The 25060-nt window shown below is 36.0% G+C and carries 27 protein-coding genes; 10 read left to right on the forward strand and 17 right to left on the reverse strand.

The window, feature by feature from the left end; all coding sequences use genetic code 11:
- From rfbB to PHV22_RS07555, 12 genes are all read right to left on the reverse strand, one after another.
- A complete protein-coding gene (rfbB, locus tag PHV22_RS07500) occupies positions 1 to 1020 on the reverse strand; it encodes a dTDP-glucose 4,6-dehydratase (RefSeq protein ID WP_299946836.1) in 1020 nt (339 codons plus the stop codon).
- On the reverse strand, positions 1020 to 1901 hold the full coding sequence (rfbD, locus tag PHV22_RS07505; RefSeq protein WP_299946839.1) for a dTDP-4-dehydrorhamnose reductase: 882 nt from the start codon (positions 1899 to 1901) through the stop codon (positions 1020 to 1022). Before rfbD ends, rfbB begins: the two co-directional genes overlap by 1 nt.
- Positions 1894 to 2487, reverse strand: coding sequence for a dTDP-4-dehydrorhamnose 3,5-epimerase (gene rfbC, locus PHV22_RS07510; protein WP_299946842.1), 594 nt, complete (start codon positions 2485 to 2487; stop codon positions 1894 to 1896). Before rfbC ends, rfbD begins: the two co-directional genes overlap by 8 nt.
- Before the next feature lies 1 nt (position 2488).
- Positions 2489 to 3379 (reverse strand): glucose-1-phosphate thymidylyltransferase RfbA, encoded by an 891-nt coding sequence (gene rfbA, locus PHV22_RS07515; protein ID WP_295022753.1) that lies wholly within the window; start codon positions 3377 to 3379, stop codon positions 2489 to 2491.
- Between the two features lie 215 nt (positions 3380 to 3594).
- On the reverse strand, positions 3595 to 3972 hold the full coding sequence (locus tag PHV22_RS07520) for a group III truncated hemoglobin (protein WP_295022755.1): 378 nt from the start codon (positions 3970 to 3972) through the stop codon (positions 3595 to 3597).
- A gap of 156 nt (positions 3973 to 4128) precedes the next feature.
- On the reverse strand, positions 4129 to 5202 hold the full coding sequence (gene aroC, locus PHV22_RS07525) for a chorismate synthase (RefSeq protein WP_295022757.1): 1074 nt from the start codon (positions 5200 to 5202) through the stop codon (positions 4129 to 4131).
- Positions 5199 to 5882: a ribonuclease III gene (gene rnc, locus PHV22_RS07530; protein WP_295022758.1), complete on the reverse strand. Its 684-nt coding sequence runs from the start codon at positions 5880 to 5882 to the stop codon at positions 5199 to 5201. The genes aroC and rnc overlap by 4 nt, the downstream gene beginning before the upstream one ends.
- A 3-nt stretch (positions 5883 to 5885) precedes the next feature.
- Positions 5886 to 6320: a ribonuclease HI gene (gene rnhA, locus PHV22_RS07535; protein WP_295022759.1), complete on the reverse strand. Its 435-nt coding sequence runs from the start codon at positions 6318 to 6320 to the stop codon at positions 5886 to 5888.
- Complete coding sequence (locus tag PHV22_RS07540; RefSeq protein WP_299946852.1) at positions 6295 to 7341, reverse strand: tetratricopeptide repeat protein; 1047 nt, start codon at positions 7339 to 7341, stop codon at positions 6295 to 6297. The genes rnhA and PHV22_RS07540 overlap by 26 nt, the downstream gene beginning before the upstream one ends.
- Entirely contained in the window at positions 7338 to 7808 is a 471-nt protein-coding gene (locus PHV22_RS07545; RefSeq protein WP_295022762.1) for a hypothetical protein, read from the reverse strand. The genes PHV22_RS07540 and PHV22_RS07545 overlap by 4 nt, the downstream gene beginning before the upstream one ends.
- A 75-nt stretch (positions 7809 to 7883) precedes the next feature.
- Complete coding sequence (locus tag PHV22_RS07550; protein ID WP_295022763.1) at positions 7884 to 8930, reverse strand: YeiH family protein; 1047 nt, start codon at positions 8928 to 8930, stop codon at positions 7884 to 7886.
- 57 nt (positions 8931 to 8987) lie between these two features.
- Positions 8988 to 12503, reverse strand: a complete 3516-nt coding sequence (locus PHV22_RS07555) for a DUF748 domain-containing protein (RefSeq protein WP_295022764.1) — start codon at positions 12501 to 12503, stop codon at positions 8988 to 8990.
- 99 nt (positions 12504 to 12602) lie between these two features.
- Between PHV22_RS07555 and PHV22_RS07560 the strand changes: the two genes are divergently transcribed.
- Both PHV22_RS07560 and PHV22_RS07565 read left to right on the forward strand, forming a co-directional pair.
- Positions 12603 to 13820, forward strand: a complete 1218-nt coding sequence (locus PHV22_RS07560) for an EAL domain-containing protein (protein WP_295022766.1) — start codon at positions 12603 to 12605, stop codon at positions 13818 to 13820.
- Between the two features lie 24 nt (positions 13821 to 13844).
- Complete coding sequence (locus PHV22_RS07565) at positions 13845 to 14285, forward strand: hypothetical protein (protein WP_299946857.1); 441 nt, start codon at positions 13845 to 13847, stop codon at positions 14283 to 14285.
- 2 nt (positions 14286 to 14287) lie between these two features.
- Here PHV22_RS07565 and PHV22_RS07570 read toward each other — a convergent pair whose 3' ends face one another.
- Genes PHV22_RS07570 through PHV22_RS07580 form a run of 3 tightly spaced genes read right to left on the reverse strand, consistent with a single transcriptional unit; the run spans position 14288 to position 17198 of the window.
- On the reverse strand, positions 14288 to 14878 hold the full coding sequence (locus PHV22_RS07570) for a hypothetical protein (protein ID WP_295022768.1): 591 nt from the start codon (positions 14876 to 14878) through the stop codon (positions 14288 to 14290).
- Between the two features lie 9 nt (positions 14879 to 14887).
- On the reverse strand, positions 14888 to 16837 hold the full coding sequence (locus PHV22_RS07575) for a TonB-dependent receptor (protein ID WP_299946860.1): 1950 nt from the start codon (positions 16835 to 16837) through the stop codon (positions 14888 to 14890).
- Between the two features lie 37 nt (positions 16838 to 16874).
- On the reverse strand, positions 16875 to 17198 hold the full coding sequence (locus tag PHV22_RS07580; RefSeq protein WP_295022770.1) for a hypothetical protein: 324 nt from the start codon (positions 17196 to 17198) through the stop codon (positions 16875 to 16877).
- Positions 17199 to 17254: 56 nt separating this feature from the next.
- Between PHV22_RS07580 and PHV22_RS07585 the strand changes: the two genes are divergently transcribed.
- The 8 genes from PHV22_RS07585 to PHV22_RS07620 all read left to right on the forward strand — a co-directional run bounded on the left by PHV22_RS07585 (position 17255) and on the right by PHV22_RS07620 (position 23791).
- A complete protein-coding gene (locus PHV22_RS07585) occupies positions 17255 to 18583 on the forward strand; it encodes an NFACT family protein (RefSeq protein WP_295022771.1) in 1329 nt (442 codons plus the stop codon).
- Between the two features lie 18 nt (positions 18584 to 18601).
- Positions 18602 to 18919, forward strand: a complete 318-nt coding sequence (locus PHV22_RS07590) for a hypothetical protein (protein WP_295022772.1) — start codon at positions 18602 to 18604, stop codon at positions 18917 to 18919.
- Positions 18920 to 18956: 37 nt separating this feature from the next.
- Positions 18957 to 19712 carry a phosphatidate cytidylyltransferase gene (locus tag PHV22_RS07595; protein ID WP_295022773.1) on the forward strand — a complete coding sequence of 252 codons (756 nt, stop codon included), beginning with the start codon at positions 18957 to 18959 and terminating at the stop codon, positions 19710 to 19712.
- A complete protein-coding gene (gene dxr / locus PHV22_RS07600) occupies positions 19713 to 20774 on the forward strand; it encodes a 1-deoxy-D-xylulose-5-phosphate reductoisomerase (RefSeq protein WP_295022774.1) in 1062 nt (353 codons plus the stop codon). It abuts the gene before it with no gap.
- Between the two features lie 125 nt (positions 20775 to 20899).
- The gene (locus PHV22_RS07605) at positions 20900 to 21043 is read left to right on the forward strand and encodes a hypothetical protein (protein ID WP_295022775.1); all 144 of its coding nucleotides are present in this window, start codon (positions 20900 to 20902) and stop codon (positions 21041 to 21043) included.
- A 137-nt stretch (positions 21044 to 21180) separates the two neighbouring features.
- The gene (gene tsaD / locus PHV22_RS07610) at positions 21181 to 22158 is read left to right on the forward strand and encodes a tRNA (adenosine(37)-N6)-threonylcarbamoyltransferase complex transferase subunit TsaD (protein ID WP_295022776.1); all 978 of its coding nucleotides are present in this window, start codon (positions 21181 to 21183) and stop codon (positions 22156 to 22158) included.
- A gap of 110 nt (positions 22159 to 22268) precedes the next feature.
- Entirely contained in the window at positions 22269 to 22772 is a 504-nt protein-coding gene (gene tpx / locus PHV22_RS07615; protein ID WP_295022777.1) for a thiol peroxidase, read from the forward strand.
- A 266-nt stretch (positions 22773 to 23038) separates the two neighbouring features.
- Positions 23039 to 23791 (forward strand): TIGR04219 family outer membrane beta-barrel protein, encoded by a 753-nt coding sequence (locus tag PHV22_RS07620; protein ID WP_299946868.1) that lies wholly within the window; start codon positions 23039 to 23041, stop codon positions 23789 to 23791.
- A 44-nt stretch (positions 23792 to 23835) separates the two neighbouring features.
- Here the strand turns inward: PHV22_RS07620 and PHV22_RS07625 are convergent, their stop codons facing one another.
- Together PHV22_RS07625 and PHV22_RS07630 are read right to left on the reverse strand one after the other, a co-directional pair.
- Positions 23836 to 24750, reverse strand: coding sequence for a DUF234 domain-containing protein (locus PHV22_RS07625; protein WP_299946871.1), 915 nt, complete (start codon positions 24748 to 24750; stop codon positions 23836 to 23838).
- Positions 24751 to 24779: 29 nt separating this feature from the next.
- On the reverse strand, positions 24780 to 24986 hold the full coding sequence (locus PHV22_RS07630; protein ID WP_299946874.1) for a hypothetical protein: 207 nt from the start codon (positions 24984 to 24986) through the stop codon (positions 24780 to 24782).
- Positions 24987 to 25060 lie beyond the last annotated feature (74 nt).

Below are 25060 nucleotides of genomic sequence, written 5' to 3' on the forward strand. Positions count from 1 at the left end.
TTATATTTTTTTTAAGTACCACTCCACGGTTTTAATAATTCCTGTGTCAAATGTTTCTTCTGCTCTCCAGCCCAACTCATTTTCAAGTTTGGTAGCATCTATGGCGTATCGTCTATCGTGTCCTGCTCTGTCTTCTACAAAAGTGATAAGCTTTTTATAAGAAGTCTCTTTTGGTGCTTTTATATCAAGAATAGTGCATATAGCATCTACGATTTGAAGGTTTGTTCTCTCGTTTCTTCCGCCAATATTGTACACATTTGCTTCAAGTCCGGTATGATAAACCAAATCTATCCCTTTGCAGTGGTCAAGTACATAAAGCCAGTCTCTTATGTTTTTACCATCCCCATATATTGGTATGGCTTCACCAGCCAATGCTTTTCGTATGATTGTTGGGATTAGCTTTTCATTGTGTTGTTTTGGTCCGTAGTTGTTTGAGCAGTTTGTTATAACTGTGTTTAGTCCATAAGTCTCTTGATAGCTTCGCACAATCATGTCGGAGCTTGCTTTGCTTGCGCTGTATGGAGAGTTTGGAGCGTATGGAGTGGACTCCGTAAACAGGTCTGTTTCATTTAGAGTTCCATACACTTCATCAGTTGAGATATGATGAAATCTACAATCTTGATAACTGTTTTTATATGTAAATGGTTTCTCCATCCAGAATTTATAAGCAACATCAAGTAGCGTAAAAGTTCCATTTACATTTGTTTGTATAAACACTTCTGGATTTTTAATAGAGTTGTCTACATGCGACTCTGCTGCGAAGTGGATAACGCCTCTGATGTTGTATTCATCAAATATAAACTCTACAAGTTCACGGTTGCAGATATCGCCTTTTATAAACTTATATCTTTGGTTGTCTTCGCACTCTTTTAGGTTTTGTAAATCTCCCGCATAAGTCAAGAGGTCTAAGTTTACAAGATTGTAATTTTGGTATTTTTCTAAAAAATATGGTACAAAGTTAGAGCCTATAAAGCCTGCGCAACCTGTTACTAGTATGGTTTTATCACTATTGTTGAACATTATCTTCTTACTCCTAATCTTCTTAAACAATCATCTAAAGAGTCTTTCCAGTAAGGCATCTCTAGATTAAAAGTTGATTTTATTTTTGACTTATTTAGCAAACTGTAATATGGTCTTGATGCTGGCGTTGGATACTCTTTTGTCTCTATTGGGTTTATCTTGCAATCAAGCTTTGCCATTTTCATTACTTCTTTGGCAAAGTCGTACCAAGAGAGTACGCCCTCGTTGCTGTAGTTATAAATTTGTACTTTTAAATTTTTTATCTTAGGGACAATATCTAAAATGGCTTTTGCGAGATCTCTTGCATAAGTTGGAGTTCCCACTTGATCGTAAACCACGCTCAGAGACTCTTTTTCTTTGCCTAAACGGAGCATAGTTTTTACAAAGTTAGCTCCAAAACTAGAGTAAACCCATGATGTTCTTATGATGATAGAATCTTTTGGATTTATGGCTAGCATACCGTTTTCGCCATCAAGCTTTGTTTTTCCATAGATATTTTGAGGGTTAGTGGCATCATCTTCTGTGTATGGTTTGTAGTTTGTTCCATCAAATACATAATCAGTTGAGATATGGATAAGTTTGATGTTATTTTCTTTTGCAATCGTTGCAAGGTTTTTAACTGCTAAATGATTGATTTTATCTGCTAGTTCTTGCTCTGATTCTGCTCTGTCTACTGCTGTGTAGGCTGCGCAGTTGATGATGGTTTTTATGCTGTTGTCGGAGCAAAAAGATTCTACTTTCTTGTAGTTGGTAATATCGAGTTCTTTTGAGTTCGTGAAGTAAAAAATGTAATTTTTAATATCTGATTTTTCATTTTGTACTAAATCTTTTATCTCTGAACCTAGTTGTCCGCTGGAGCCAGTTACTAAAATATTAAGCACATGTGCCCTTTGAGGTGTAGTAATCTACGCCAAACTCAAAAATATCTTTTGTCTCTTTAAGCAGTGGCTGTATTTTATCTTTTGCTGAGAGGTTTAGCTCTTCTTTGCTTAGTATCCAATCTATATTTAAGCTCTCATCATCAAAAGCTATGCCTCTGTCGCACTCTGGATTGTAGTAGTTATCAACTTTATATGCAAAAATAGTATCATCTTCAAGCACCACAAATCCATGTGCAAATCCTCTTGGGATTAATACCTGTTTTTTATTTTCACCACTAAGTTCCACTGCTATATGTTGCCCAAATGTAGGACTTCCTCTGCGAATATCTACTGCCACATCCAAAACTCTTCCTTGAATTACGCGAACAAGTTTGGTTTGAGCATAAGGTGCAAGCTGGTAGTGAACCCCTCTTAAGACACCGCGACTAGACTTGCTCTCGTTATCTTGACAAAAGTTGATTTTAAAACCTAAAAACTCTTCAAGCTTATCTGCTCTAAATGTCTCCATAAAGTAGCCCCTCTCATCACCGTGTATTTTTGGTTCAATGATGATTACATCAGGTATGGTAGCTCTTATAAAGTTCATATTAGATCACTTTTCTTGGCTGATTTGCTCTTTGTATAAGATATTGTCCATATCCATTTTTACTTAGTGGTTGAGCTAACTCTAGAAGTTTTTCCCTTGAGATATACCCCATCTCATACGCTATCTCTTCAAGACAAGCGACTTTTAACCCTTGTCTTTGCTCTATAGTTTGTATAAATGTGCTCGCCGCCAGAAGTGACTCATGGGTTCCGGTATCCAACCATGCATATCCTCTTCCCATAAGTTTTACTCTTAGTCTGTTTTCATCTAGGTACTCTTGGTTTAGAGTTGTAATCTCTAGCTCACCCCTATCTGATGGTTTTACGAGTTTTGCTTTTTGTACAACATCTCTTGGGTAGAAATAAAGACCAATAACAGCATAATTACTTTTTGGCTTTTTTGGCTTTTCTTCTATGCTTATAACATTGTGTTTTTCATCAAACTCTGCAACACCATATCTCTCTGGGTCGGTTACATAATAACCAAACACCGTGGCTTTGTTTTCATCTTTTGCATTATGAATACTCTTTGTGAGCATCTCTGTAAGGCCATGCCCATAGAAAATATTGTCTCCTAAGACCAAACAAGCATCATCACCTGCTAAAAACTCTTCACCCAAAATAAAAGCTTGTGCAAGCCCATCGGGAGAAGGTTGAATAACATAAGAAAATTTCATACCGAGATCACTGCCATCACCCAAAAGTTCTTCAAATCGTGGCAAATCATGTGTGGTAGAGATGATAAGAACTTCAGTGATGCCCGCGAGCATCAAGACAGACAGAGGATAGTAGATCATAGGCTTGTCATAGATGGGCACAAGTTGTTTGCTCACCCCTTTTGTGATTGGATAAAGCCTTGTTCCACTCCCGCCCGCTAGGATTATACCCTTCATTTATTTTTTCCTTTATATATGTTTATGGTTTGTTTCTCGGATTCTTTTTAATGATAACATTTTTTATCTTACACCAACTATATTGCGCTAATTTCGAAGTTGGTTCAATTGGATTGGTAACTGTGTTGTTTGTGGAGGAGGGGGGAATTATCGCAGGTTCATACCACCAAGGAGTCTAGCGTCTTAGTATCTCCATTGGTCTTTGATCTTATTTGCTAGATTCCTAAATTTCTCATGAAGTTACCGGCTATTAGAGTGCTTCTTTGTTTAAAAAAGTCAGCTATTTCCGGAGTATAGATGCTATCTTGGGTCTCATAAAATAGCCTTAGCCACCCCTGAAATGCTTCTCTTGAGATACCTTTTATATCTAGATGTGGGGCAAATGGGCTGCCTCTATAAGTGCTATCGCCCAGAGTGATGGAGGCCCAAAAATTTGTTAGTAGCTCTAAATGAGGGCGCCATCTATCGTTTTTCATATCGTCTCCTAATTTTTCAATAAAAAAGGGAGCAACGGTGTGGTCTTTTAATACTTTTGAGTAAAACAAGATTACCATTTTATTTAGATTATCTTTTGTAACTTCGCTGTTTAACATATTTTTTTTCTGCTTTCATCTTGGATGGTAAAGTACCTTTGGCACTTGTTTTATAATTGTATAAAACTCACCCCACTTGCAACATAAAAATATATCTTCACCGATGAAAAATCAGCCTAATTTTAAAGTTTCGCACCAATCGATATCCTACCAACGCTATTTATAATATTTTACAACCGAATCCATCTTTGAGCCCATATTCAGCAGTAACATATCCGCTATCACTAACGCCATCATCGCCTCACACACAACCGTTCCGCGAATCGCCACGCATGGATCATGCCTTCCTTTTAATGAAAAATCAACCTCTTCATTTTGTGCTGTAACGGTGTGTTGTTCTTTGAAGATTGAAGGTGTTGGTTTAAAATAAATGCTCATAACTATCTCTTCACCGTTGCTGATTCCACCCAAAATACCACCAGCGTGATTACTTGCAAATCCGTCAGCTCTTATCTCATCGTTGTTTTGTGAACCATGAAGAGATGCACTTAGTATGCCATCGCCAATCTCAACTGCTTTTACTGCGTTTATGCCCATCATAGCTTCCGCTAAAACTCCATCTAGCTTGTAGTAAAGCGGCTGACCTAAACCTTTTGGCACACCTCTTGCAACTACTCTTGCAACTCCACCAACAGAGTCATGCTCATTTTTCGCCTTTAGGATAGCATCTTTTTGATCCTCTTCTTTGTTTGCATCGAGTGCATAAATAATGCTTTTTTTTGCCACTTCATAATCAAAAGTTTCAGATTTTATACCATCAACCTCACAAATGCCACTAAGCACTTCAATGTTTAACTCTTTTAACATCAGCTTCGCAACTGCTCCAGCAGCAACTCTCGCGGCAGTCTCTCTAGCAGAGCTTCTTCCTCCACCACGATAATCTCTTATGCCATATTTGTAAAAGTATGTAAAATCTGCGTGTCCTGGTCTAAAAATATCTTTGATGTTTGAGTAATCTTTTGACTTTTGGTTAGTGTTATAAATAACCATAGCTATCGGTGTTCCCGTACTTTTGCCCTCAAAAACCCCACTTAAAATCTCGACTATATCGTCCTCTTTTCTTGCTGTTTCAAACTCACTTTTACCAGGTTTTCTACGATCTAGCTCACTCTGAATAAATGCCTCATCAATGCCAAGTCCTGCAGGAACACCATCAAGCAGACACCCAATCGCCACTCCATGAGACTCCCCAAATGTACTAAATTTTAATTTCTGTCCAAAACTATTCACTTTTTTTCTCCATTTAGCAGTCCAACTGCCATCTCAGCTGCTAGTTGTTGTGCGATTTTTTTACTTTTACCGATTGCTCTTGCATACTCTTTGTTCTCTATATGAACAGCAACTTCAAACTCTTTTTGATGGTCTGGTCCACGACTTGCAACCACTATGTACTCTGGAGTTTGTCCAAATCTAGCCTGTGTTAGCTCTTGAAGTGATGTCTTATAGTCGCTAAAGAGAGAGTCAAGTGAAATATCCTTATGATTTTTTTCTATCAATGCTATCGCTACTCTTTTGGCTTCATCTAAGCCAGCTTCAAGATAGATTGCACCTATTATTGCCTCAAAAGCGTTTGAGAGTAGGGATGATTTATCTCTGCCGCCATTGTTTTCTTCCGCGTTTGATAGGTAGATAAACTCACCCAAGTTGATAGATTTCGCTAGTTTTTCAAAACCATTTTCATTTACTAGTGATGCTCTGATTTTTGATAGATTACCCTCATCTGATTTATCAAATTTGTTATAAAGATACTCTCCAACTATCAAATCCAAAACCGCATCGCCTAAAAATTCAAGTCGCTCATTATCGTAGGGCTGTTTGTTGCTTTTATGCGTCAGCGCTTCGGTAATGAGCTTTTGGTTTTTAAACTTATAACCCAAAGCTATCTCTAGGTTTTCTATATTTTTATTCACGCGCTACCCCCTATTTTCTTCTCTGATTCTCTCTGCTTGACTCTTTGCAAGAATATCACATCTCTCATTTTCAATATGTCCATCATGCCCTCTGACCCAGATAGCAGTTACTCTATGTATTTTTGAAACTGCTATATATTCACTCCACAAATCTGGATTTTTGACTTTTTTAAAATCTCTTTTAATCCAGCCATCGAGCCACTCATTTATCCCTTTTACAACATAAGATGAATCAGACACTACATCAACGATACACGGTTCTTTAAGAGCCCTTAGCCCCTCTATAACGCCCAAAAGTTCCATTCTATTGTTTGTTGTGTGTGCCTCTGCTCCACTTATCTCTCTCTCTTTATCTTCAAATCTTAGAATTACCCCATATCCACCTGGACCTGGATTACCAAGGGCGCTTCCATCACTGAAAAGAGTTATTTTCTTCACTAAAATCTCCATAATAACTTTTTGCTAAACTAAACTCAACTCTCAAGCTATCTATTGCATGACAACTACTGCAACGATGAAATGCAAAAGGAGAAACCTGCTTACAACAATCACACAAATACTCAAAACTAAGTGTTGCGTTAACGCTTTTGTTAAGATTTATCAGTACATCAAATTCAAAAATAGAACTACTTTTCTCTGACTCTATATACCATTTTGCACTATAAAGTTCCCTCAAATAGCCACTACTCATAATTATATCAAGATTCAAATCTTTTTTATCACAACCCCACAATATATCAAGCAGTAGCCCTGATTTAGATACATCAAGGTTTACCCATGCAGCTTTAGGGTTAACTCTAAATATATACTCAAAAATCATATAGGTTAGCTGATTGTCCTTTTTATATATTTCAAGTAGTTTCTCAACTTTTTGCTCCACAGAAAATTCTGTAGAGCTCAAAATTATCTTAGCATCAAGATATGCTCTTTGTATTTTTGTCTCTATCTGAAGCTCTTCTAAAGGCTCTAAAATTTCGATAGCAGCGCTATAATCTCTCATATGCTCATAAACTAATAGAAGATAGTTTAGGGCTTGCGGCGTTCGTGGATTATTCTGCAGTATCTCTAAAAATATTGTTTTTGAACGAACTAAAAAACCAGCTTTTAAATAAGTTTTCCCAAGCAAAAAGAGCGTATCTCTGTAGTTATCTTTGTTGCCAACCTTTAACAGTTCACTATAAATCTCTATTGCTTTTTCATAATCACCATTTTTAATAAAAGAGTGAGCCAGAAGTAGCCAAGTTTTTTCTGATAACTCGCCCTTTGTGATTAAAACATATAGCTCCTCTTTAGAAACTGGTGTGTTAAACTGCTTTAAAAATCTATCTAAATGTTTGTAGTCTTCTCTTTTTTTATATCTGTTGAACCAGTATGAAAAGATTGCAATAACGAAAATAATAACAAAAAAGAGAATCGCACCAAAGAGTGGGTCTCTAAATTCTATAAAAAAAGTACTCATGATTGATACACTACAATTCCGTAATCATTTTTAAGATTGTAAAATGTGCAATTTATGCTAAATTCTAAATCTTTTATTTTTCCAAGTTGAATTATTGAATTTTTATCAGTTTTTATTCCATTTTCGCTGAAAAATTTTTTTATATTTACAAACTTTACATCTTCAACAAACTTGTACTCAAACTCTTTATATAGCTTCATTTTATCATAGGAAAAGATATGTTCGTTCACATGAAGTTGGTCTGATGCATATTTTATAGGTAGATGCCCAGATAAATCTGTGAGTATATTTTCTACATATTTATATTTTTGTGGAAGGCTGTTTTTTTGCACAAAAAGATATTTATTATTTAGTTTTAGGTTTGGCGTATTTTTCCAATATTTATATGTTGGATTTGATACACCGAGCCTTGAAGATACTTCGCGCCAGAGCCAAAAAGAGTTAAGCGTATTTGGCATGTATGACATATATTTAACTCCATCCACTTTTTCATATTATGCACTAAAGTGGGTGGTAAAAGTCCATTTTAGTGGTAAAGATTCCTAAAATGTAGCAACAACCCACTTGGTTATAAAGTATCCACCAACCATAAGCCAGATAAACATTGTGCCGGCCGTATAAATTGGAGTAAGTCCTAGACCTTTAAACTTAGCGAAAATTGTTCCCATTCCAAGTGCGGTCATTGCCATTGTTAGCAGAAATGTGTCTATTTCGTTTATTATTCCAACTATGTTCATTGGAACTAATCCAAGTGAGTTAAATCCTGCCATACCTATGAAATATACCGCAAACCATGGAATAACCAACTTAACACCACTAGCTTCACCGCCACTTTTCTTTGCACTAAAAGAGAGATATATGCCTAAAATAATTAGCATCGGTGCAATCATAATAACTCTTGTCATTTTAACAATCACGGCCGAGTTAGCCATCTCTGGGCTTGAGCCTGGTATGGAAGCTGGAACTGCTACAACTTGAGCTACTTCGTGGATAGTTCCACCAACATATATGCCGAACTCTTTGGCGTTCATATCAAAAAAGCCCATATTGTAAAGTGCTGGATATAAAAACATCGCGATTGTTCCAAATAGAACAACCATAGATACAGCGATGGCAGCTTTATACTCTTCTGCTTTTAAAACAGGTTCAGTTGCTAAAACTGCAGCCGCTCCACAAACAGAAGCACCAGAAGCCATTAACATTGAAGTATCTCTGTCCATCTTAAAAAATCTTTGGCCAACCCAAGTTCCCAACACAAAAGTTGAAGCAAGCATTATCAAAGATACTAAAAATCCGTCAATTCCAACCTCAGCAATCTGCTGAAATGTTATACGAAAACCGTAAAAAACTATGGCAAAACGAAGGATTTTTTTACCTGAAAATGTTATACCTGTGCTCCACTCTTTTGGAGTTTTGTGATGAAGAGTATTTGCATAAAAAATACCTAAAACTATACCGATAACAAGCGGTGAAATCCCAAGTGCCTTTATGGCTGGGATGTCGCCTATCATAGTAGCTGCTGCGGCAAAAATTGCCACGAAAATAACACCGTTCATGGTGCCTTTTCTGTTTTGTGCTGAAAATGGCATCTAAAAAGCCTTTATTGAAAATTTGTTTATAGGGGCAAAATTATACCAAAGATAAGGTTACTTAATCTCTATTTTAAGTTCTGTTTTTACAAAATCCCCATCTTTTTCGTTAATCTCTTTAATCTCTTTTAATAAAACTCTATCTGCACTATTTCTCTTTGCTACAACGAGATAATCCCAAATAGTTTTTGCTCTTTTATTTGCCATGTTCCTCAGCTCATCAGATGATACTGCTTGTGTATTCAAGCACTTCTCAAAAAGTTCTTTTTGATATTCTGAAGCAACCGCATCCTCTTTTACTCTTTTCTTAACACTCTCTTTTATGGCTTTTAGACTACTTTTTGACTCAGATGTCATAAGTATTTTTTCTAGTATCTCAGTAGTTGCATGCTCTTGCTTGCTGATTTGTATAACTCTCTCTTTTAGCTTTTGGATTCTAAGTGCTCTTTTGTCTTTTTCATTGTCAAAACTAGCTTGAATTGTCAAAGAGATTTTTGGTTTTTTAATCAAAAGAGATGAGAGAGTGTCAAGCTTTTCTCTCTCTGATGGCAGTAACACTTCTCTTGCCGGTTCAAACTCTATATACTTTAACTTATCGCCGTCTATTCCCATAAGGGAACCTAGAAACTTAAATGGAGAAGTAACTGCTTTTACGATAAGATTTTTTAAAACGCTCAAAACAACGGTGCCGTACTTGAAATCAGGCGCATCAACATTGCCCTCTATTGGCATATCAATATCTATAACACCATCACTATCTTCAAGCAGAGCTATGGCAAAACCAAGTGGCAGTTTTGTAATGCTTTTATCTTCGATTGCATCGCCTAACTCAATCTTTTTTATAATTACACTATTTTTACTGAGAAGTTTTGAATCTTTAATCTTATATTTCAGATCAAGAAAGAGTTTGCCTTTTGCTATTTTGTACCCCGCAAATTGTGCACTGTAGCCACTTGCAGAGCTTAAATTGATGTTTTTAAAGTTAAAATCCAGATCCATAAATGATTTTGGATTCGCACTCTCTAGAGAACCTTTTAGTTTTGTTGAGCCATACTCATCAACCTCTCCATCTATATCAACTAGGCTTATTTCGCCTTTGCTGTTTGAGATGGCATAGACGCTTCCGCTTAAGTCATGTATTGAAGTTTTAAAGTTGATTGGAAGCGAATAATCCGCAAAGTTGGCACTTCCGTTTGATACTTTAAGTTTTGCTAACTTAAATGCCATAGCATCTTTAGTGGCCTCTTTTGTCTCGTTTTTATCCTTTGAAGTCTGCTTTTTTTGGGCTTTTGGCTTCATAAGCTTCGAGAGGTTCATGCTCTTGTTTTTATCAATCACCGCGTCTACATAAAAAGAGTTTAGTGCTACTTCATCTATATAGAGAGAGTTTGGAGATGTTTTAAACGCAAATGATTTGACATCAGCCTTTGAAAAAGAGGCAACAGAGCTGTTGTCTCTACTGTCATGAAGGAAAAATTCATCCACACTAAGCGAACCATTAACGGTTGCATCTGGCTTTTGAGAGTTTTGTTTATACTCGGTCTTGACATTTAGATTTAAGTACCCATCGCTAATCTTTAAAAATGTACTATCTTGCAGATATGGTGTTATCTCTTTAAGTGAGATTTTTTTGAACTCTGCCGTTCCTTTTTGCTCCAGTGGAGTATGTTTTAGCTCCCCTTTTGAGCTTATGTTTCCTGCGTTATTTACTCTAAGAGAGAGGTCGTACTTTAGCCAGCTGTTCTCTTTTGAAGAGATATTTTTTGCCCTTAAATCCATCTTATCGAGAGTTGTAGTCGGCGTACCTTTAACGCTCTCATCCATAAATGTTGTTTTTGCTGAATTTAACTCAAGCTCTTTTAGTGTTAAGTTGTACTTTTTATCATCTTTTTTAGCAGTTGCATCTTTTGGGTCGCTTGTTTGCTCTTTTGGCTCAATCAAACCAACAAAGCTCATGATAGAGTTTTTATCTTTTTTTGCAAACAGATCAAGCCCATTTAGTGTTACTTTGCCTATTGTAACAGCTTTTGTTTGTGTATCTAGGTTGGTGCTATTAACTTCAAAGCGCTCAAAAGAGACAATTTTCTCATCCCTATCTCTTCTTTTTAGCTCAAAATCACGCAGAGCTAAGTTTGCATTTTTTACAACCGCGCCTATCTTTGAATTTTCATCTTTTATAGACGCGTTAAAATCAAAATCCAGATAAGCTTTTTTTAGTGAAACAGCGTAAGTTTTAAGCTCTTTAGATGCCGCCTCGTCTATGTACGGCAAAAACTGCATCACATCAAGATTGCTACATTTTGTGTAGGAGTTAATCTCTAATTTTTTGTGAATCACATCTCCGCTTGAAGCACATTTTAGTGAATCATTCAGGGCAAAATCTAGGTTATATGAGAATGGTTTTTCTCCAAGAAGAGTGAGATTTTTCATCTCAAGATTTAGCTCATTTAGTTTTGTGTTAACACCAGACACAATGCTTCTGTCCATGAAGTCAGCTTCTATTTTTTGCAGAGAAATTTTTCCTACATTAACGCTCCATAGGGCTTTTGTGCTGTTTTGTTCGCTTTGAGTACCATTCTCTTTTTTATCTTGCTTAAACTTTAGATAGTTTAGCAAATCTATCTCTTTAGTCGCACTTTTTTCAACTTTAAGATTTAGAGAATCCACTAAAATAGAGTTTATCTGTAGATTTTTTTTCAGAGGCAGAACCGTTACGCCAGCCACCTTAAACGATTTTAACCTGATAATATCCGCGCTTTTATCTTTTGGTTTAATCCTCAAATCATCCACGCCAAGATATAAATCATCAAGTTTAGTGGAGTTTAAATCATCCAAATTTAGAAAAAACTTAGTTCTAAAATAGAGTTTTCCATCCGCTACCTCAACAGCTAGATTATCCTTAATATATTTCCAATCAGTAAAGAGTCTGCTTCCGCTGAGCGATAGATTACCCTCAACCACAAGAGGTTTAAATCCTCGGATATTGCTTTTAAACTCCAAGAGAGCGCCATCACTTAGGGTTGTGTGAAATGAAGCAGAAGCGCCACTTGCATTAAAATCATTTGTATCCACACCGGCTAGTTTAAAGTTAAAATCATCAGCAGAAATCTCAAACTTCTCTTTTTTTGTTAAATCTTTATAGTTAAATATTGCATTTGTAACACTCACGGCATCAAATATTAGCCTCGACGTTGTGCTGTTATCATCCTCTTTCTTTTTGATTATCTTCATAAAGTTAAAAGTTTTGTCTTTGTTATAAACCACAAAAAGTTCTGGTTTTTCTAAGAGAATATTTTTTATATGAACTGCTCCATACAGCATTGAGTGTGGCTCTAGGTTAACTTCAAGTTTTTTAACTGTTGCTACTTTTTCATCCTCAAGAGTGCTAAGAGTGATTTCATTTAGAGTGATTTTAAAAGAAAAAGGGTTAAAAGATATACTACTAACTGAAATTTTACCATTTGTTTTCTCGGACATAACCTTGGAAATCAAAGGTTTTGATATTAGTGGGAGAAGAACAAAACCAAAGATGGCATAGCCCAGAAGTAGATAAGTAAGAACTTTTTTATACATTTTAAGCCTTTTAACAAGTGCTAGATTTTAACAAATATCGCCTTAAAGCTCTTTACTTAATAGTTTATGTCATAATTTACAAGATCAAGGATAAAGAAGATGAATATAATAAATATATCTAAACAGAAGATATTTAATAGTAAAAATGAAGTTTATGCCTATGAGCTAATATTTAAAAATAGCTCAAATATGCCAACCGGTCTCTCGGATAGTGTAAAAGGAACTGCTCAGCTCATAATGAGCTCTATAACCAGTGCAGAACTTGACAAACTGCTTGGAAAACAGACCTTGGCTTTTGTTGATATAGATGAAATCACCCTAACAAAAGGGATTTTAGAAGTGCTTGATAAGGATAGATTTGTTTTAAATATACTTGAAGATATTCATCTTGATGAAAATATAATAAGCAAAATTATACAGTACAGAAAAAGAGGATTTCGGCTATCGCTAGAGCATTTTGATTCGAGTGCACAAATGATAACAAAGTTCAGTAGACTGTTTAACTATATTGACATAATCAAAATGGATACAGCGTTATCTGAGCCTGAGAATCTAGAGAAGGTTATGCATAAATTTAAAGGCACTAGAATCAAACTTTTGGCTCAAAATATTGAAACCAAAGATGACTTTAGAAAATATCAAGATATGGGATTTGATCTATTTCAAGGGTATTATCTTGATAGACCTGAAGTTATGGAGATAGTAGGACTTAAAGAACCTACTCAATTTATCATACTGCAACTAATCAAAATCATCAAAGCAGACAATAGTAATAATGAAAAATTAGAAGAGTTTCTAAAAAAACAGGCTGATTTATCATTTAAGCTTATTCAGTACTTCAATAATTCACATAAACTAGGTGTCAAAGTTGAATCTTTGCCTCAAGTAATCAATCTGATGGGCAGAGATAAGCTACTGCGATGGCTTTTGGTCTATCTCTACTCAGAGGTCTCTAAAAGTCCTGCGTCAAAGACTCTCTTGGAGATGGCAATAAAAAGAGCTGAGAGAATGGAAGCGGATGCGCATCCAAACAACAAAGGCAAAGCCTATCTTGCTGGTATGCTCTCTTTGATGGGTTCTATTTTTGAGATGGATATTAAAGAGTTAATGAATCATATAAATCTTGATAGTGATATCACTTCTTTGATTCTTGATAAAAAAGGAATTTTTGCTCCTAGTCTTATGCGAGCTGAGCAGGCAGAAAAAGAGTATCTAAAAAAAGTTATGATGGCAAATTTCGATAAACTTTCAACAACAGATTTAATCAACACACTCGAGTACGGCGGAGTTGAGATAGACAAAAATAAGATTTTATAAATAGAGGTAAAAATGGGAACAGAGTTGATTATATATATGATTCTTGGACTTGTTGTTGTTTTAGCATTTTTAATGCTGTTGCTCTTTTTAAGCCCTAAAAAAGGTGCCGTAGCAGAACAAAATAGCAATCAAGTCAGTAAAAATTATGAACCAAAAATAATAACTAGAACAGACTTGGACTATCTTTTAGGGGTCATAAAAAACAAAGGTACAACCACAAAAGAGCTAGCCACTGTTCTTGATTTAGTTATAAAACATCATGGCGTTATTGCTAAAAAGCTAGGCATAAGAGCGCATCCTGATTTTGACATATATGTTGATATTATTCTGACGATTTGTAGGCATAAAAATACAAATAAAAATATTGTTGTAAAATTTGATAAAGAGCTTGTAGCACTAAATCCTGACTACAAAGAGGAGATTAACGACGCTATCACAAAAGGCTTAAACTCTAGAGGGATTTAATATCAATCACATTGAAGCACAGATCTTTTAACCTTAAAAGCTTTTGCTAAAAAGTATATAGTAAGAACTTCTATGCCAAGAAGCAAAAAGTGCATCGTATAAACTTGCTCCTGTTTGCCTTGCATATCAAAGGCAAATTCAAGAATTTTATAAAAACCATAAGACAAAAGCATCCCAAAGAGGTACCCTTTTTGATTTGTCATATCCACAAAACTTAGTATTTGCCTCTTTTTTAAAAAAAGTGTCTCAGCCCTTGTTAGATAAGCCCCAAAGGTAAAAGTGAGCTGATATCCAGCATACACAACAAGAGCGCTTTGGTAATTATATGAAAATATCAAAAAATATGTAACCATAAAAAAGGCGACAACCTCAACAAGAAGTGAGATTTTAAAAAAGTATGGAATTGTTAATATTTTATGATAAAACTTAGCCACAAAGAGCATACCAAGAGCGAGCATTATCCCGCCCAAACTATAAACTGAAGGCTCAAGTGGAGCATAAATGGTAAATATACTCCCAACAGATATGCCCAAAAACAGAGAGTTAAAGAATTTGTACTTTATAAAATCTCGTGGATTTATCTCTGTTTTCAACTCTCTGCCTTAAAACTTGATTTTTAGTCCCGCAATGGCGGTTGTTGTGTAGTTAACAGGATAGATGGCGTCATCGCTAACCCATAGTCCATTTTTTTGGTTAAATAGATTGTTTATTTTAGCAAAAAATTCATAGTTCTCTTTTTTATATGTCGCTGAAATATCGGTACTTTTGTAAGCATCTTGTTTTTGTGAGAAGCTATTGCTAAAGTCATCCATGGCATATGCATCGCTTCTGTATGTCTGTGTAAGAGCCACTGTTGTATGCTGAGTCAGCAGATAATTAAGCGTTGCTTTTATGTTGTGATTGCTGACACCAGGAAGTTTTTTACCGCTAAAATCTTCCCCGTTTTCTCTCTCTTTGTCTATAATCGCCTGCACAAAATTGTAATTTAATGCAACGCTAAATGTATTTGAGAGAAGATATTTGTCATAAACATCTATACCGTATTTATGAGATTTGTCTATGTTTGTATTTTTAGAGTTTGTGTATGATGGGTCGGCGTAGTAGTAAATCTCATCATTTAAACTGATGTAATATGCTGAGAGTTTTAGCTTGTTGTTGTCTATTATATTGCTGTATCCAATAGTTATGGAGTCTGCTTTGCTTGGATTTATAAAACCATTGAAGCTAACCACTCCTGTCCAATCTTTGTTAAAAAACCTATCAATATCAGGGGCTTGATAAGAGTGAGCATAGTTTAAGAACAATGAACTATCTCTGCTTATCATATAGTTATAGCCCAGTTCTGCACCATAAAGCGAGTGAGAATTTTCCAGATTATTGCCAGTGTCTCTAAACTTATAATTCACAGTTTCATATCTATAACCAGCTTTTATGGAGTGGTCGCCAAACCTAAAATTGCTCATAATAAAACCAGCAAGATTGTTTTTTGTGGTTTCATTTGCAACAGAGTAAGAGGTAACATGAGAATCTCTCTCTCCATTTAAAAGGTCTAAGCCAGCAGAGATGCTTAGTGCGTCTGTAGCGTACTCAAAAGTGGTTTTTGCAGAGTTATATTTGTAATCGGCAATGGAGGAGTAAGTTATAAAATTTGATGTTTTCTCCTCATGGTTTGCATCAACATTTAAAGATAAATTGCTGTTTATCTGGTAGCTCATGCCTGCATTTACCGCATCTGTATCAAACTTTTGATGTGATGATACACTGCTTCCATAGGCATTTGTACCTTGTTGAGATGGATCGTTCTCATACTCAAACTCTTTCATGGTTCCGCCATATATAACATCAATTCTCGCAAATGAGGCTCCAGCCCTTAGTTCTAGCTCTTTTGTCGGTATATAGCTTATGTTAAGTGAAGCGGTTTTAAGTTTACTATTGTCTTTGCCGCCGACACTATCAACATTGCGAATACCATCACTTTTTTGCACCTCACCACTCGCGCTTATGGAAAGTTTATCATCACTATGTCCCAGATAAAAAGAGCCATCAGCCATACCATAGGTTCCGCCATAGACAGAAACCTCTCTGGTGCTATCTTTTTTGGTTAAAATGTTTATGACTCCGGCATTTGCACCATCACCATTAGCTACAATCCCGCCGGATTTTATAATCTCAATTCTCTCAATAGAAGCCGGCGAAATTGCAGATAATAACGGAGCGACCATATCGATATTGTTCAATCTTCTGCCATCAACCGTTACAACTATATTTTGATACCCATCACCTATGCCAAACCCTCTCATGTCAAGCTTTTGCGTAAATGGGTTTCCGTAAGCAGGCATAGCTATAACGGATGTTTGCTGATTTAAAAACTCATAAATATTCTGTACATGAGCTTTTTGTATATCGCTTGAAGTGTAAATTTCTATGGCATCAGTTGATCTTAATTCATCTGTTTTTATAAGCGTAGATTTAATAACAAGCGGTTCAAGCTCAATCGTTTGAGCAACTAAGATGGTTGAAGTTAGCAGTGATAAAAGTATCTTTATTTTCATTTTTTGTCCATAGTTAATTTTTTTGTACTTTAGAAAATTAAAGAAATGGTGGAGAAACGGCGTTTTTAAGGGATTTGAAGTAGTAAAAGTCAAGTTTTTGGGATGGAAAGAGTTGGAGTATTTTTTTGGTGCGTTTTAGATAGTAACAGTTGCAATGACAAGGTTTTTTAGAGAGCTCTAGCGTGCAAAGTGTGGCTATGTCCTCTTCTTCTAACTCTTCTTGTTGTTCACCGCCAAAAAAACCAACCATATGAAACGCCTCCACTCTCGCAGCATTAGCATTTAGCGTAACTTGGTTAGTAGTTGCAGTAATAGCTCTTAGGGTAAAGTAGTTTTTACCGAAACCTTTTGGAAGATGCAAGCGGACTCTTTTATTTTTTTGCGATTATAACTAAAAAAGTAGGCTAGAATTCTTTTATGAAACTATCACACCTAAAACAAATTAACTCATATTTAAAAAAATTTAAAAAAATATCAGCTATCTATAGAGTAAGCGATACCATTGTAAAAATTGTTTTTGATAGAGACGATGAGCTCTATTTTGAGATGCAAAGAAGCAATTCAAAGATATTTAAATGTGCTGCTTATCCTCGTTCAAAGGTTTACAATGCGCCTTTTGATGTGGTTTTATCAAAGAGATTTAATCGTGCAAATATCTTAAACATAGAACTTCTAAATGGTGATAAGATTTTGCATCTTCAAACAACTATCGCCTCGGCCTATAAAGAAGAAAAAACAAATCTGCAAATCGAATTTACCGGAAAATATACAAATGTCATTATTTTAGATGAGGAGGGTATTGTTTTAGAGGCGCTTCGTCATGTGGATCTCTTTTCATCGTTTCGAGAAGTAAGAGTCGGGCAAAAACTTCTAGATGTTCCGCAGGCTTCATTTGAGGCAAAAGAGTATCCGCTTGAAGATGTTGAGGTGTTTTTATATGAAGAGTATGAAAAAGAGCTCACAAACAAGCTGATTTCACTAAAAAAACAGAAGATCTCACTTTTAGAAAAAAAACTTACAAAATTTCAAAAACTATATTCTGGACTCGATGACGAGAACTCGCTTATGGACGAAGCAGTTAAACAGAACCATTTTGGAAATCTGCTTTTAGCAAATATGCACAATGTCAAGCCATATCAAAGAGTTCTAAAACTTCTTGATTATGATGGAAGCGAGGTTCAAATAGAGTTTCAAAAAGAGTTTTCATCCACCTCTTTGATGGTAAATTCACTTTTTACGAGAAGCAAGAAAGCCAAGCAGAGAGCAGCGCATCTGCATATAGAAAAAAACTCGCTAGAGGAGAAAATCAAACATATAGAACTTTTTATCCACACCGTTAAAGAGGCAAAAGATATGTCGAAAATAGCACTTCTTTTTCCAAAAAATACACAAGCAAAAAAAGTGAAAAGTGAAGATTCCATAGAAATATTCTGGATAGAGGGATATAAGATAGGGGTCGGTAAAAATGAAAAAGGAAACATTGAACTACTAAAAAGAGCCAAGGCTAAAGATATCTGGTTGCATATGAAGGGCATGCCATCTACTCATGTCATCATTACAACCGACAAGCAAAATATCCCCATAAATATCATAGAGGGTGCCGCGAGGTTGTGCGTTGATTTTACAATGTTTCAAAAAGATAAGTTTTTAGTCGATTATACTCCCAGAAGAGAAGTAACTATACAGAGCGGGGCGAATGTACTTTACAATAAGTACAAAACCATTGAGGTAGATACAAGAGATTAAAGTTACAAAGGAGATACTATGTCAATAGATGGAGTTGGAGGCGTTATTTATGCAAATCAGCAGATACCCAATGTAGCTTCGGTTGTAAACAGTCACAATAATCGTATCGATATGCAAAATGTAATGGCTCAGGCTTCGCTAAGCGAGAAAGACGAGAAAGTGCTTGAGGTTCGTCCAGCGGAGGAAAACCATCAAGTGGCGTCCGACCGTGAGCATGAAAAGAATGAGGCCGAGCAGGAAAACAGTAGAAGCAAAAAACATACGCACCCAGAAAATGATGAGAACAAAGAAGAAGCAACACAAAGTCGTCTGCATATATTAGATATTAAAGTGTGATTTGTTATCATTATAGCAACACTTATTAGGAACTGTAATGGATATATTTTTTGGCTCAAAAGAGAGAATAACAACAGGTTTAGCCCTTGTTGGTGGAGTTTTTGTTATTGGTTTTATAAATAACTTTTTTTTAACATGGCTGTTTCTCGGATTGATATATATTTTAGCTTTTAAAGAGGCGATGAAGCTTTTTGGTACAGAAGACAACGCTCTGCTTGTTTTTGCCATTATAATATGGCTTGTGGCAGGCGTTTATCCTCAAGGTGATGACCTTTTTGTTGTAGCTGGCGTAATTTATGCAAGCAGAGTAGCTTATGACAGAAATAGAACTTGGAGAAATCTTCTTCCATTTATCTATCCGACAGCTGGGATGCTCTTTATATTTACAATGTATCAAGAGCATGGCATGTTATCTCTTCTTTGGCTTCTTGCAATCGTTGCTCTTAGTGATATTGGTGCATATGTGGTCGGTAAAAGTATAGGTAAAACACCATTTAGTCCAACTAGCCCAAACAAAACAGCAGAGGGAGTTGTTGGCGGAATAGTTGTTGCAACTTTTGCCGGGATGTTTGTCGGACTCAGCGTAACTACTCTTGGCACAGCATTTATCATCTCTTTTTTAGTCTCTCTAAGCTCTATTTTTGGAGATCTATTTGAGAGTGCACTAAAGAGAGATGCTGGCGTAAAAGATAGCGGAAATATGCTCCCAGGGCATGGCGGTGTGCTTGACAGAATAGACGGCTATCTTTTTGGCGCAATTATAATGCTCGTTCTTCTTCGCGGACTTGTATAGTTGATACTGCTTGGCTCGACTGGCTCTATCGGCGTAAATACACTCGAAGTTGCTAAAAGATTTAATATACAAATTGAAGTTTTAGTGGCTGGAAAAAATATCACTCTACTCAACAAGCAAATTTTAGAACACTCTCCAAAAGTTGTAGTCGTAGCCAACAAAGAAGATGTTTTAAAAGTAAATCATAACAATGTTTTTTATGGAGAAGATGCTATTTTAAGTGTCATGGAAGACTCCAAAAGCGAACTTGTTGTAAATGCCCTCGTTGGTTTTTTAGGACTTCGCCCAACTCTAAAAGCTATTTCACTTGGCAAAAAGGTTGCTCTTGCAAACAAAGAGTCTCTGGTTGCTTGCGGTGCATTTATAGATGTAAGCAGAATCCAGCCAATTGATAGTGAACATTTTGGACTTTGGTATCTATTGCAGGATAGAGCTGTAGAGAAGATGATTATTACGGCAAGCGGCGGCGCATTTAGAGATTGGGATATAAAAGAGTTAAAAAACGCAACTTTAGCGGACACACAAAAACATCCAAACTGGTCAATGGGGCAAAAAATTACTATAGACAGTGCGACAATGGTAAATAAAATGTTTGAGCTCTTAGAGGCAAGATGGCTTTTTGGAGAGGGAAAATATGATGCTATCATAGAGACAAAATCTCTAATTCATGCGCTTGTAGACTTTAAAGATGGCTCAACCACTGCTCATTTTGCCAACGCAAATATGCAACTCCCCATCGCTTTTGCAATCAATAACAAGATGCAGGAAAATATACTCCCTCATGTGGATCTGCTAAAAATCGGCTCTTTGGAGTTTAGAGAGATAACAAAAGAGAGATATCCAATCTGGCAGATAAAAGATGAGCTCCTTAAAAATCCAGCATTGGGAGTTGTTATAAATTCAGCAAATGAAGCCTCAATTGAGAGTTTTATGGGTGGAAAAATAGGATTTATGAATATATCAAAAAATATTTTAGATATATATGAAAAATTTCAAGTGCCTCCAAAGTGCATAGATGAGGTGTTTGAGATAGATAGAGAAATAAGAGATTTTTTGTCTTAATTCATAAAATTTGCTTAAGAAAAATAAGTAGCGTGAAAAGAAAATAACCGTTAAAAGTTAAATCAGATAAAATTTCTCTGATTTAAAATTTTAGAGCGTAATGCGCTCTTACCAAAGGATACAAAATGAAAAAAGTTATTTTACTTATCGCATTAACATTAGGTGCTCTCCAGGCTGACAATATAGTTCACTATGATACTCAAGGTGACAAAGGTACGCAAATTAGCAAGCCAAACTATCCAAGTCAGGACATTTATCCTACAAACTAGTAGTCTTAAAAAAACTACAAAGCTTCGCTTTTATAAGCGGAGCTTTCTTTATATTTCTCTTTATTTCCCCCATATAATCTTTAGAAACCACAAGAACACTATTGTATAATCTCGCAATAATATTTTAGGAGTCAATTTTGATACTAAGCATTGAGAGTTCTTGCGATGATAGTGCTGTTGCTATAACAGAGATTGCTACAAAAAAACTTCTTTTTCATAAGAAAATTTCTCAAGAACTAGAGCACTCGGTTTATGGCGGTGTTGTTCCAGAGCTCGCTTCTAGGCTTCACGCAGAGGCGCTTCCTAAGATTTTAGAGGAGTGTGAGAGTTATTTTTCTAAACTTAAAGCGGTTGCAGTTACAACAACTCCTGGACTCAGCGTGACTCTTGTGGAGGGGGTAACTATGGCAAAAGCTGTCTCTGTTGCGCTTGATATTCCAGTGATTGGGGTTAATCATCTTGTTGGCCATATATACTCTTTGTTTATAGAAAAAGAGGAGCAATTCCCGCTTACTGTCCTCTTGGTCTCAGGTGGACATACGCAGGTTATGGAAGTAAAAAGCTTTACTGAGATAAAAACAGTTGCTAAAAGCATGGATGATAGTTTTGGCGAGAGTTTCGATAAGGTTGCCAAAATGATGAATCTTGGCTATCCAGGTGGACCTGTAGTAGAAAATTTAGCAAAAAATGGAAATAGAAAAAGATATGATTTTTCAGTTCCACTTTCTCGTTCCCCACTAATTGCTTTTTCATACTCAGGACTTAAAAATGCAGTTAGGCTTGCAGTTGAAAAGGCAACAGAGGCTGATTATGTGGATATTGCTGCTTCGTTTGAGCACATAGCAACGGTTCATATAGTGCAAAAATTAAAAAAATATTTTAAAAACACTCCTCCAAAGAGGTTTGCTATTGTTGGCGGAGCTAGTGCAAACTTATATCTCCGTAAGAATATAGAAGAGTTGTTGCAGCCATACAAAGCAGAGCTTCTCTTAAGTGAGTTAAAATTTTGCTCAGACAATGCCGCTATGATAGGAAGAGCGTCTTTAGAGATGTATGAAAAGAAGTTGTTTAGTAGTCTCGATGAGCTTGTCGTTTTTCCAAGAAGCAGTATATAATCTTAAAAATTTCTTATTTGAAAACACACTTTTTCTAATTAAGAGTAATATTATCCGATTTAAATTATACTTCTCTCAACAAACAAGAAAAACAAAATAAGGAGCCAAAAATGGCAACAACAAAGTTTAAAGGTGTAGATGTTGAGTTACTTGGAAATCAAGTAAATGTTGGTGATAAAGCTCCAGAAGTTACAGTTGTTAACTCGGCTGGTTTAGGTGATGTAGTAGTTGGTGGTGCACAAGGTGTAAAACAACTTATCATCGTTGTTCCTTCATTGGACACTGGTGTATGTGCTACTGAAACTCGTAATTTCAACGCAAAAGCTTCTTCAATGGAAGGTGTTAAAGTTACTATCGTTTCACTTGACTTACCATTTGCATCTGGTCGTTTTTGCCAAGCTGAGGGAATAGATAAGCTAACTGTTGCTTCAGATTTCAGAAACAAAGATTTTGCTAACGCTTATGGTGTTTTACTTGGTGGTTCTGTTCTTGCTGGTGTGACTTGTCGTGCAATCTTTGCTGTAAACGAGCAAGGAGTTGTTACCTACAAAGAGATTGTTCCTGAAATAACTGAGGAACCAAACTACGACGCTGCAATCGCTGCAGTAAAATAAATTTTTATGTATCTTGTTCGCTCGCAAGATACATGATGTGTGACTCCTGACATAACTAAAAGATAATTTCACAAGGTTGCCGATTCTCCCTCGGGCAATCTAAAAACGGTGCTTTTGCGCCACAAACTACATATGAGGTGATGACCTCATTTTATCTCTCCTTCTAATTTTTTACCAGTCATAAGCTCTGTTTAGGGCTGGTAATATTAAGTTTATTCATAAATTCAATCCGTTATAATCATATAAATTACACAATTGGAGTTCTAATGAAAAAAATTTTAAGCATAATGGCATGCGGTGCGATTTTAGCTTCTAGTGCGTCCGCAGATTTTACAAGAGTTGAGGCTGGCGCTGGGGCGTGGATGCAATCTTCAAAAGGAACCGCTTCTTATACTGATGCTGGTGCAAACGGTAGCTATATATCAAATGAGAAAGATAGCACTCAGCCATATGTCTGGATGTTGATTAAGCATCCGATTCCTATTCTTCCTAACTTAAGACTGGAGTATACATCTGTAAAAGATGATGGTGCGGCAACTGGTAAATTTAAAGATTTCAATATCGGAGTAGCCACAACAACCCTGTCATATGATATAAAACAGTACGATATTATCCCTTACTATAATATCTTAGATAACACGGCGTGGATTACTCTTGATTTGGGAGTTGATATTAAGATTCTAGATGCCTCGTATAGAGCTGCTCCATCTGGCGCTTTTACCGGTTATAGTGATAGTGCAATGCTAGCTGTTCCTCTTCTTTATGCAAGAGCAAGAGTTCAAATTCCATCTACAAATATTGGAATTGAATCAGATATAAAGTATTTGACAACAGGCAACTCGACGGTTTATGATTTTAGGGCAAAGGTAGATTATATGCTAGATTTCGTTCCTGTTGTTCAGCCTGCTGTTGAAATTGGATATAGAACTCAAAAAATTGATATTGATGAAAGCGGTGTTGATGTGAAAGCAAATATAGAATTTTCTGGCTTTTATGCTGGTATGATGGTTCGCTTCTAAACTTTTTATAACTTTCGCTAAGGGTTTGGGCTCTTAGCGGTATCTTAGTATCTCTTTCCTGTACTCTCAATCAAATCTTTCTGACTCAAATCTTCAACAAGGGTTTTAAAGTTTTTTAGCGTCAATAGTTTTAAATTCGTATTTTTTTGTGTCTTTAGCTCATTTGTAAAGCCACTTTTTGAGACAATCACGCAAATATCAGGGTTTAGCTCAGCTGATAAACACTGCTCTTTGAGTTTAGCTAGTTCGCTCTTTTTTGCTTTGGAGTTTGAGTATTTACATATTCCAGCGACTATTTTACCAGATGCCGTTTTTGCTAAAATCTCTATCTCGCTGTTTCTATCCCAGTAACTACCTATCTCGACGATAGCATCATCTGTGAAACTCTTTTTTATAAGTTCCATAGAGAGTTTTAAAAATGTTAGTTCATAAAGCCCTTGTTTTCGGTTTATAAAGGCTTCTTTAGCCTCTTTGTAGTCACCCTCTTTTATGGTTTTAAAATATGGTGATATAAATGAGAACCAAAATCTCATAAAAGGAGAAGAGAAATTTATCTTCTCGTCGATGCTATCTTCTGATTGTGGTGGAGCTTCAAGCGAGTTCTCTGTCATTATAAAACCTCTTTTAAAGAGTGCATCTATGGCGCTGTTTGCATCGTTTCTGTTGATTCTCGCTCGCTTTAGTGCGGAGTGAACTCTACGATCACCCATAGCGATGCCACTTAGCAGTGAGTGAGTAGTCTTGTCGCTTTGTGTTATCTTTGTAATATCGCCATGAATGTAGGTGTAGTTTTTAAAAACCTTACTCTCAATAATCTCTTCAAGTGGTTTAGAAGCTTCAACACTCCAGCCCATTCCTCCAAAAACAGAAAAATACTCAATAGCTTGCTCAAAATCACTAAAGTTGTTTTGAAAATAAAAAGAGCGAAATTGCTCTAATATGGTTGGTTGTTTTGACATCTTAAACCTTTTCACTAATTTTGCTGAGACTATTGCTCTCTTGTTGTTATATCTATGCCCAATGCTTTGAGTTTGTAACCAAGCTCTATAACTCTATCTTTATATTTATCGGACTCTACAAAGCCCTCATAAGCGTCCATCTTTTGCTCATAGACTAAAGCCTCAATGCTATCTATTTTTGCCAAGATTGCCTCTAATTCTTCTTCTAGCTCTTCTACAGTTTCTAGCTCTTGCATTTTCTTTTTTCCATATTTTAAAATTAAACTCCTTACAAAACTAAAAAACTAAGCGAACGATTTTGCAGCAAAGC

It is taken from the genome of Sulfurimonas sp. (assembly GCF_028713515.1).
In the GTDB taxonomy this organism is placed as follows: Bacteria; Campylobacterota; Campylobacteria; order Campylobacterales; family Sulfurimonadaceae; genus Sulfurimonas.

Bases quoted from the DNA above. Each gene is read 5' to 3' on its own strand.
- PHV22_RS07590 (WP_295022772.1), top strand. From the start codon at position 18,602: ATGTCAATAGATGGAGTTGGAGGCGTTATTTATGCAAATCAGCAGATA.
- PHV22_RS07630 (WP_299946874.1), bottom strand. From the start codon at position 24,986: ATGCAAGAGCTAGAAACTGTAGAAGAGCTAGAAGAAGAATTAGAGGCA.
- PHV22_RS07520 (WP_295022755.1), bottom strand. From the start codon at position 3,972: ATGTTAAACAGCGAAGTTACAAAAGATAATCTAAATAAAATGGTAATC.
- PHV22_RS07540 (WP_299946852.1), bottom strand. From the start codon at position 7,341: ATGAGTACTTTTTTTATAGAATTTAGAGACCCACTCTTTGGTGCGATT.
- PHV22_RS07545 (WP_295022762.1), bottom strand. From the start codon at position 7,808: ATGTCATACATGCCAAATACGCTTAACTCTTTTTGGCTCTGGCGCGAA.
- PHV22_RS07595 (WP_295022773.1), top strand. From the start codon at position 18,957: ATGGATATATTTTTTGGCTCAAAAGAGAGAATAACAACAGGTTTAGCC.
- PHV22_RS07560 (WP_295022766.1), top strand. From the start codon at position 12,603: ATGAATATAATAAATATATCTAAACAGAAGATATTTAATAGTAAAAAT.
- tpx (WP_295022777.1), top strand. From the start codon at position 22,269: ATGGCAACAACAAAGTTTAAAGGTGTAGATGTTGAGTTACTTGGAAAT.
- PHV22_RS07620 (WP_299946868.1), top strand. From the start codon at position 23,039: ATGAAAAAAATTTTAAGCATAATGGCATGCGGTGCGATTTTAGCTTCT.
- PHV22_RS07625 (WP_299946871.1), bottom strand. From the start codon at position 24,750: ATGTCAAAACAACCAACCATATTAGAGCAATTTCGCTCTTTTTATTTT.
- PHV22_RS07555 (WP_295022764.1), bottom strand. From the start codon at position 12,503: ATGTATAAAAAAGTTCTTACTTATCTACTTCTGGGCTATGCCATCTTT.
- rfbB (WP_299946836.1), bottom strand. From the start codon at position 1,020: ATGTTCAACAATAGTGATAAAACCATACTAGTAACAGGTTGCGCAGGC.
- rfbC (WP_299946842.1), bottom strand. From the start codon at position 2,487: ATGAACTTTATAAGAGCTACCATACCTGATGTAATCATCATTGAACCA.
- rfbA (WP_295022753.1), bottom strand. From the start codon at position 3,379: ATGAAGGGTATAATCCTAGCGGGCGGGAGTGGAACAAGGCTTTATCCA.
- PHV22_RS07575 (WP_299946860.1), bottom strand. From the start codon at position 16,837: ATGAAAATAAAGATACTTTTATCACTGCTAACTTCAACCATCTTAGTT.
- PHV22_RS07585 (WP_295022771.1), top strand. From the start codon at position 17,255: ATGAAACTATCACACCTAAAACAAATTAACTCATATTTAAAAAAATTT.
- PHV22_RS07605 (WP_295022775.1), top strand. From the start codon at position 20,900: ATGAAAAAAGTTATTTTACTTATCGCATTAACATTAGGTGCTCTCCAG.
- PHV22_RS07550 (WP_295022763.1), bottom strand. From the start codon at position 8,930: ATGCCATTTTCAGCACAAAACAGAAAAGGCACCATGAACGGTGTTATT.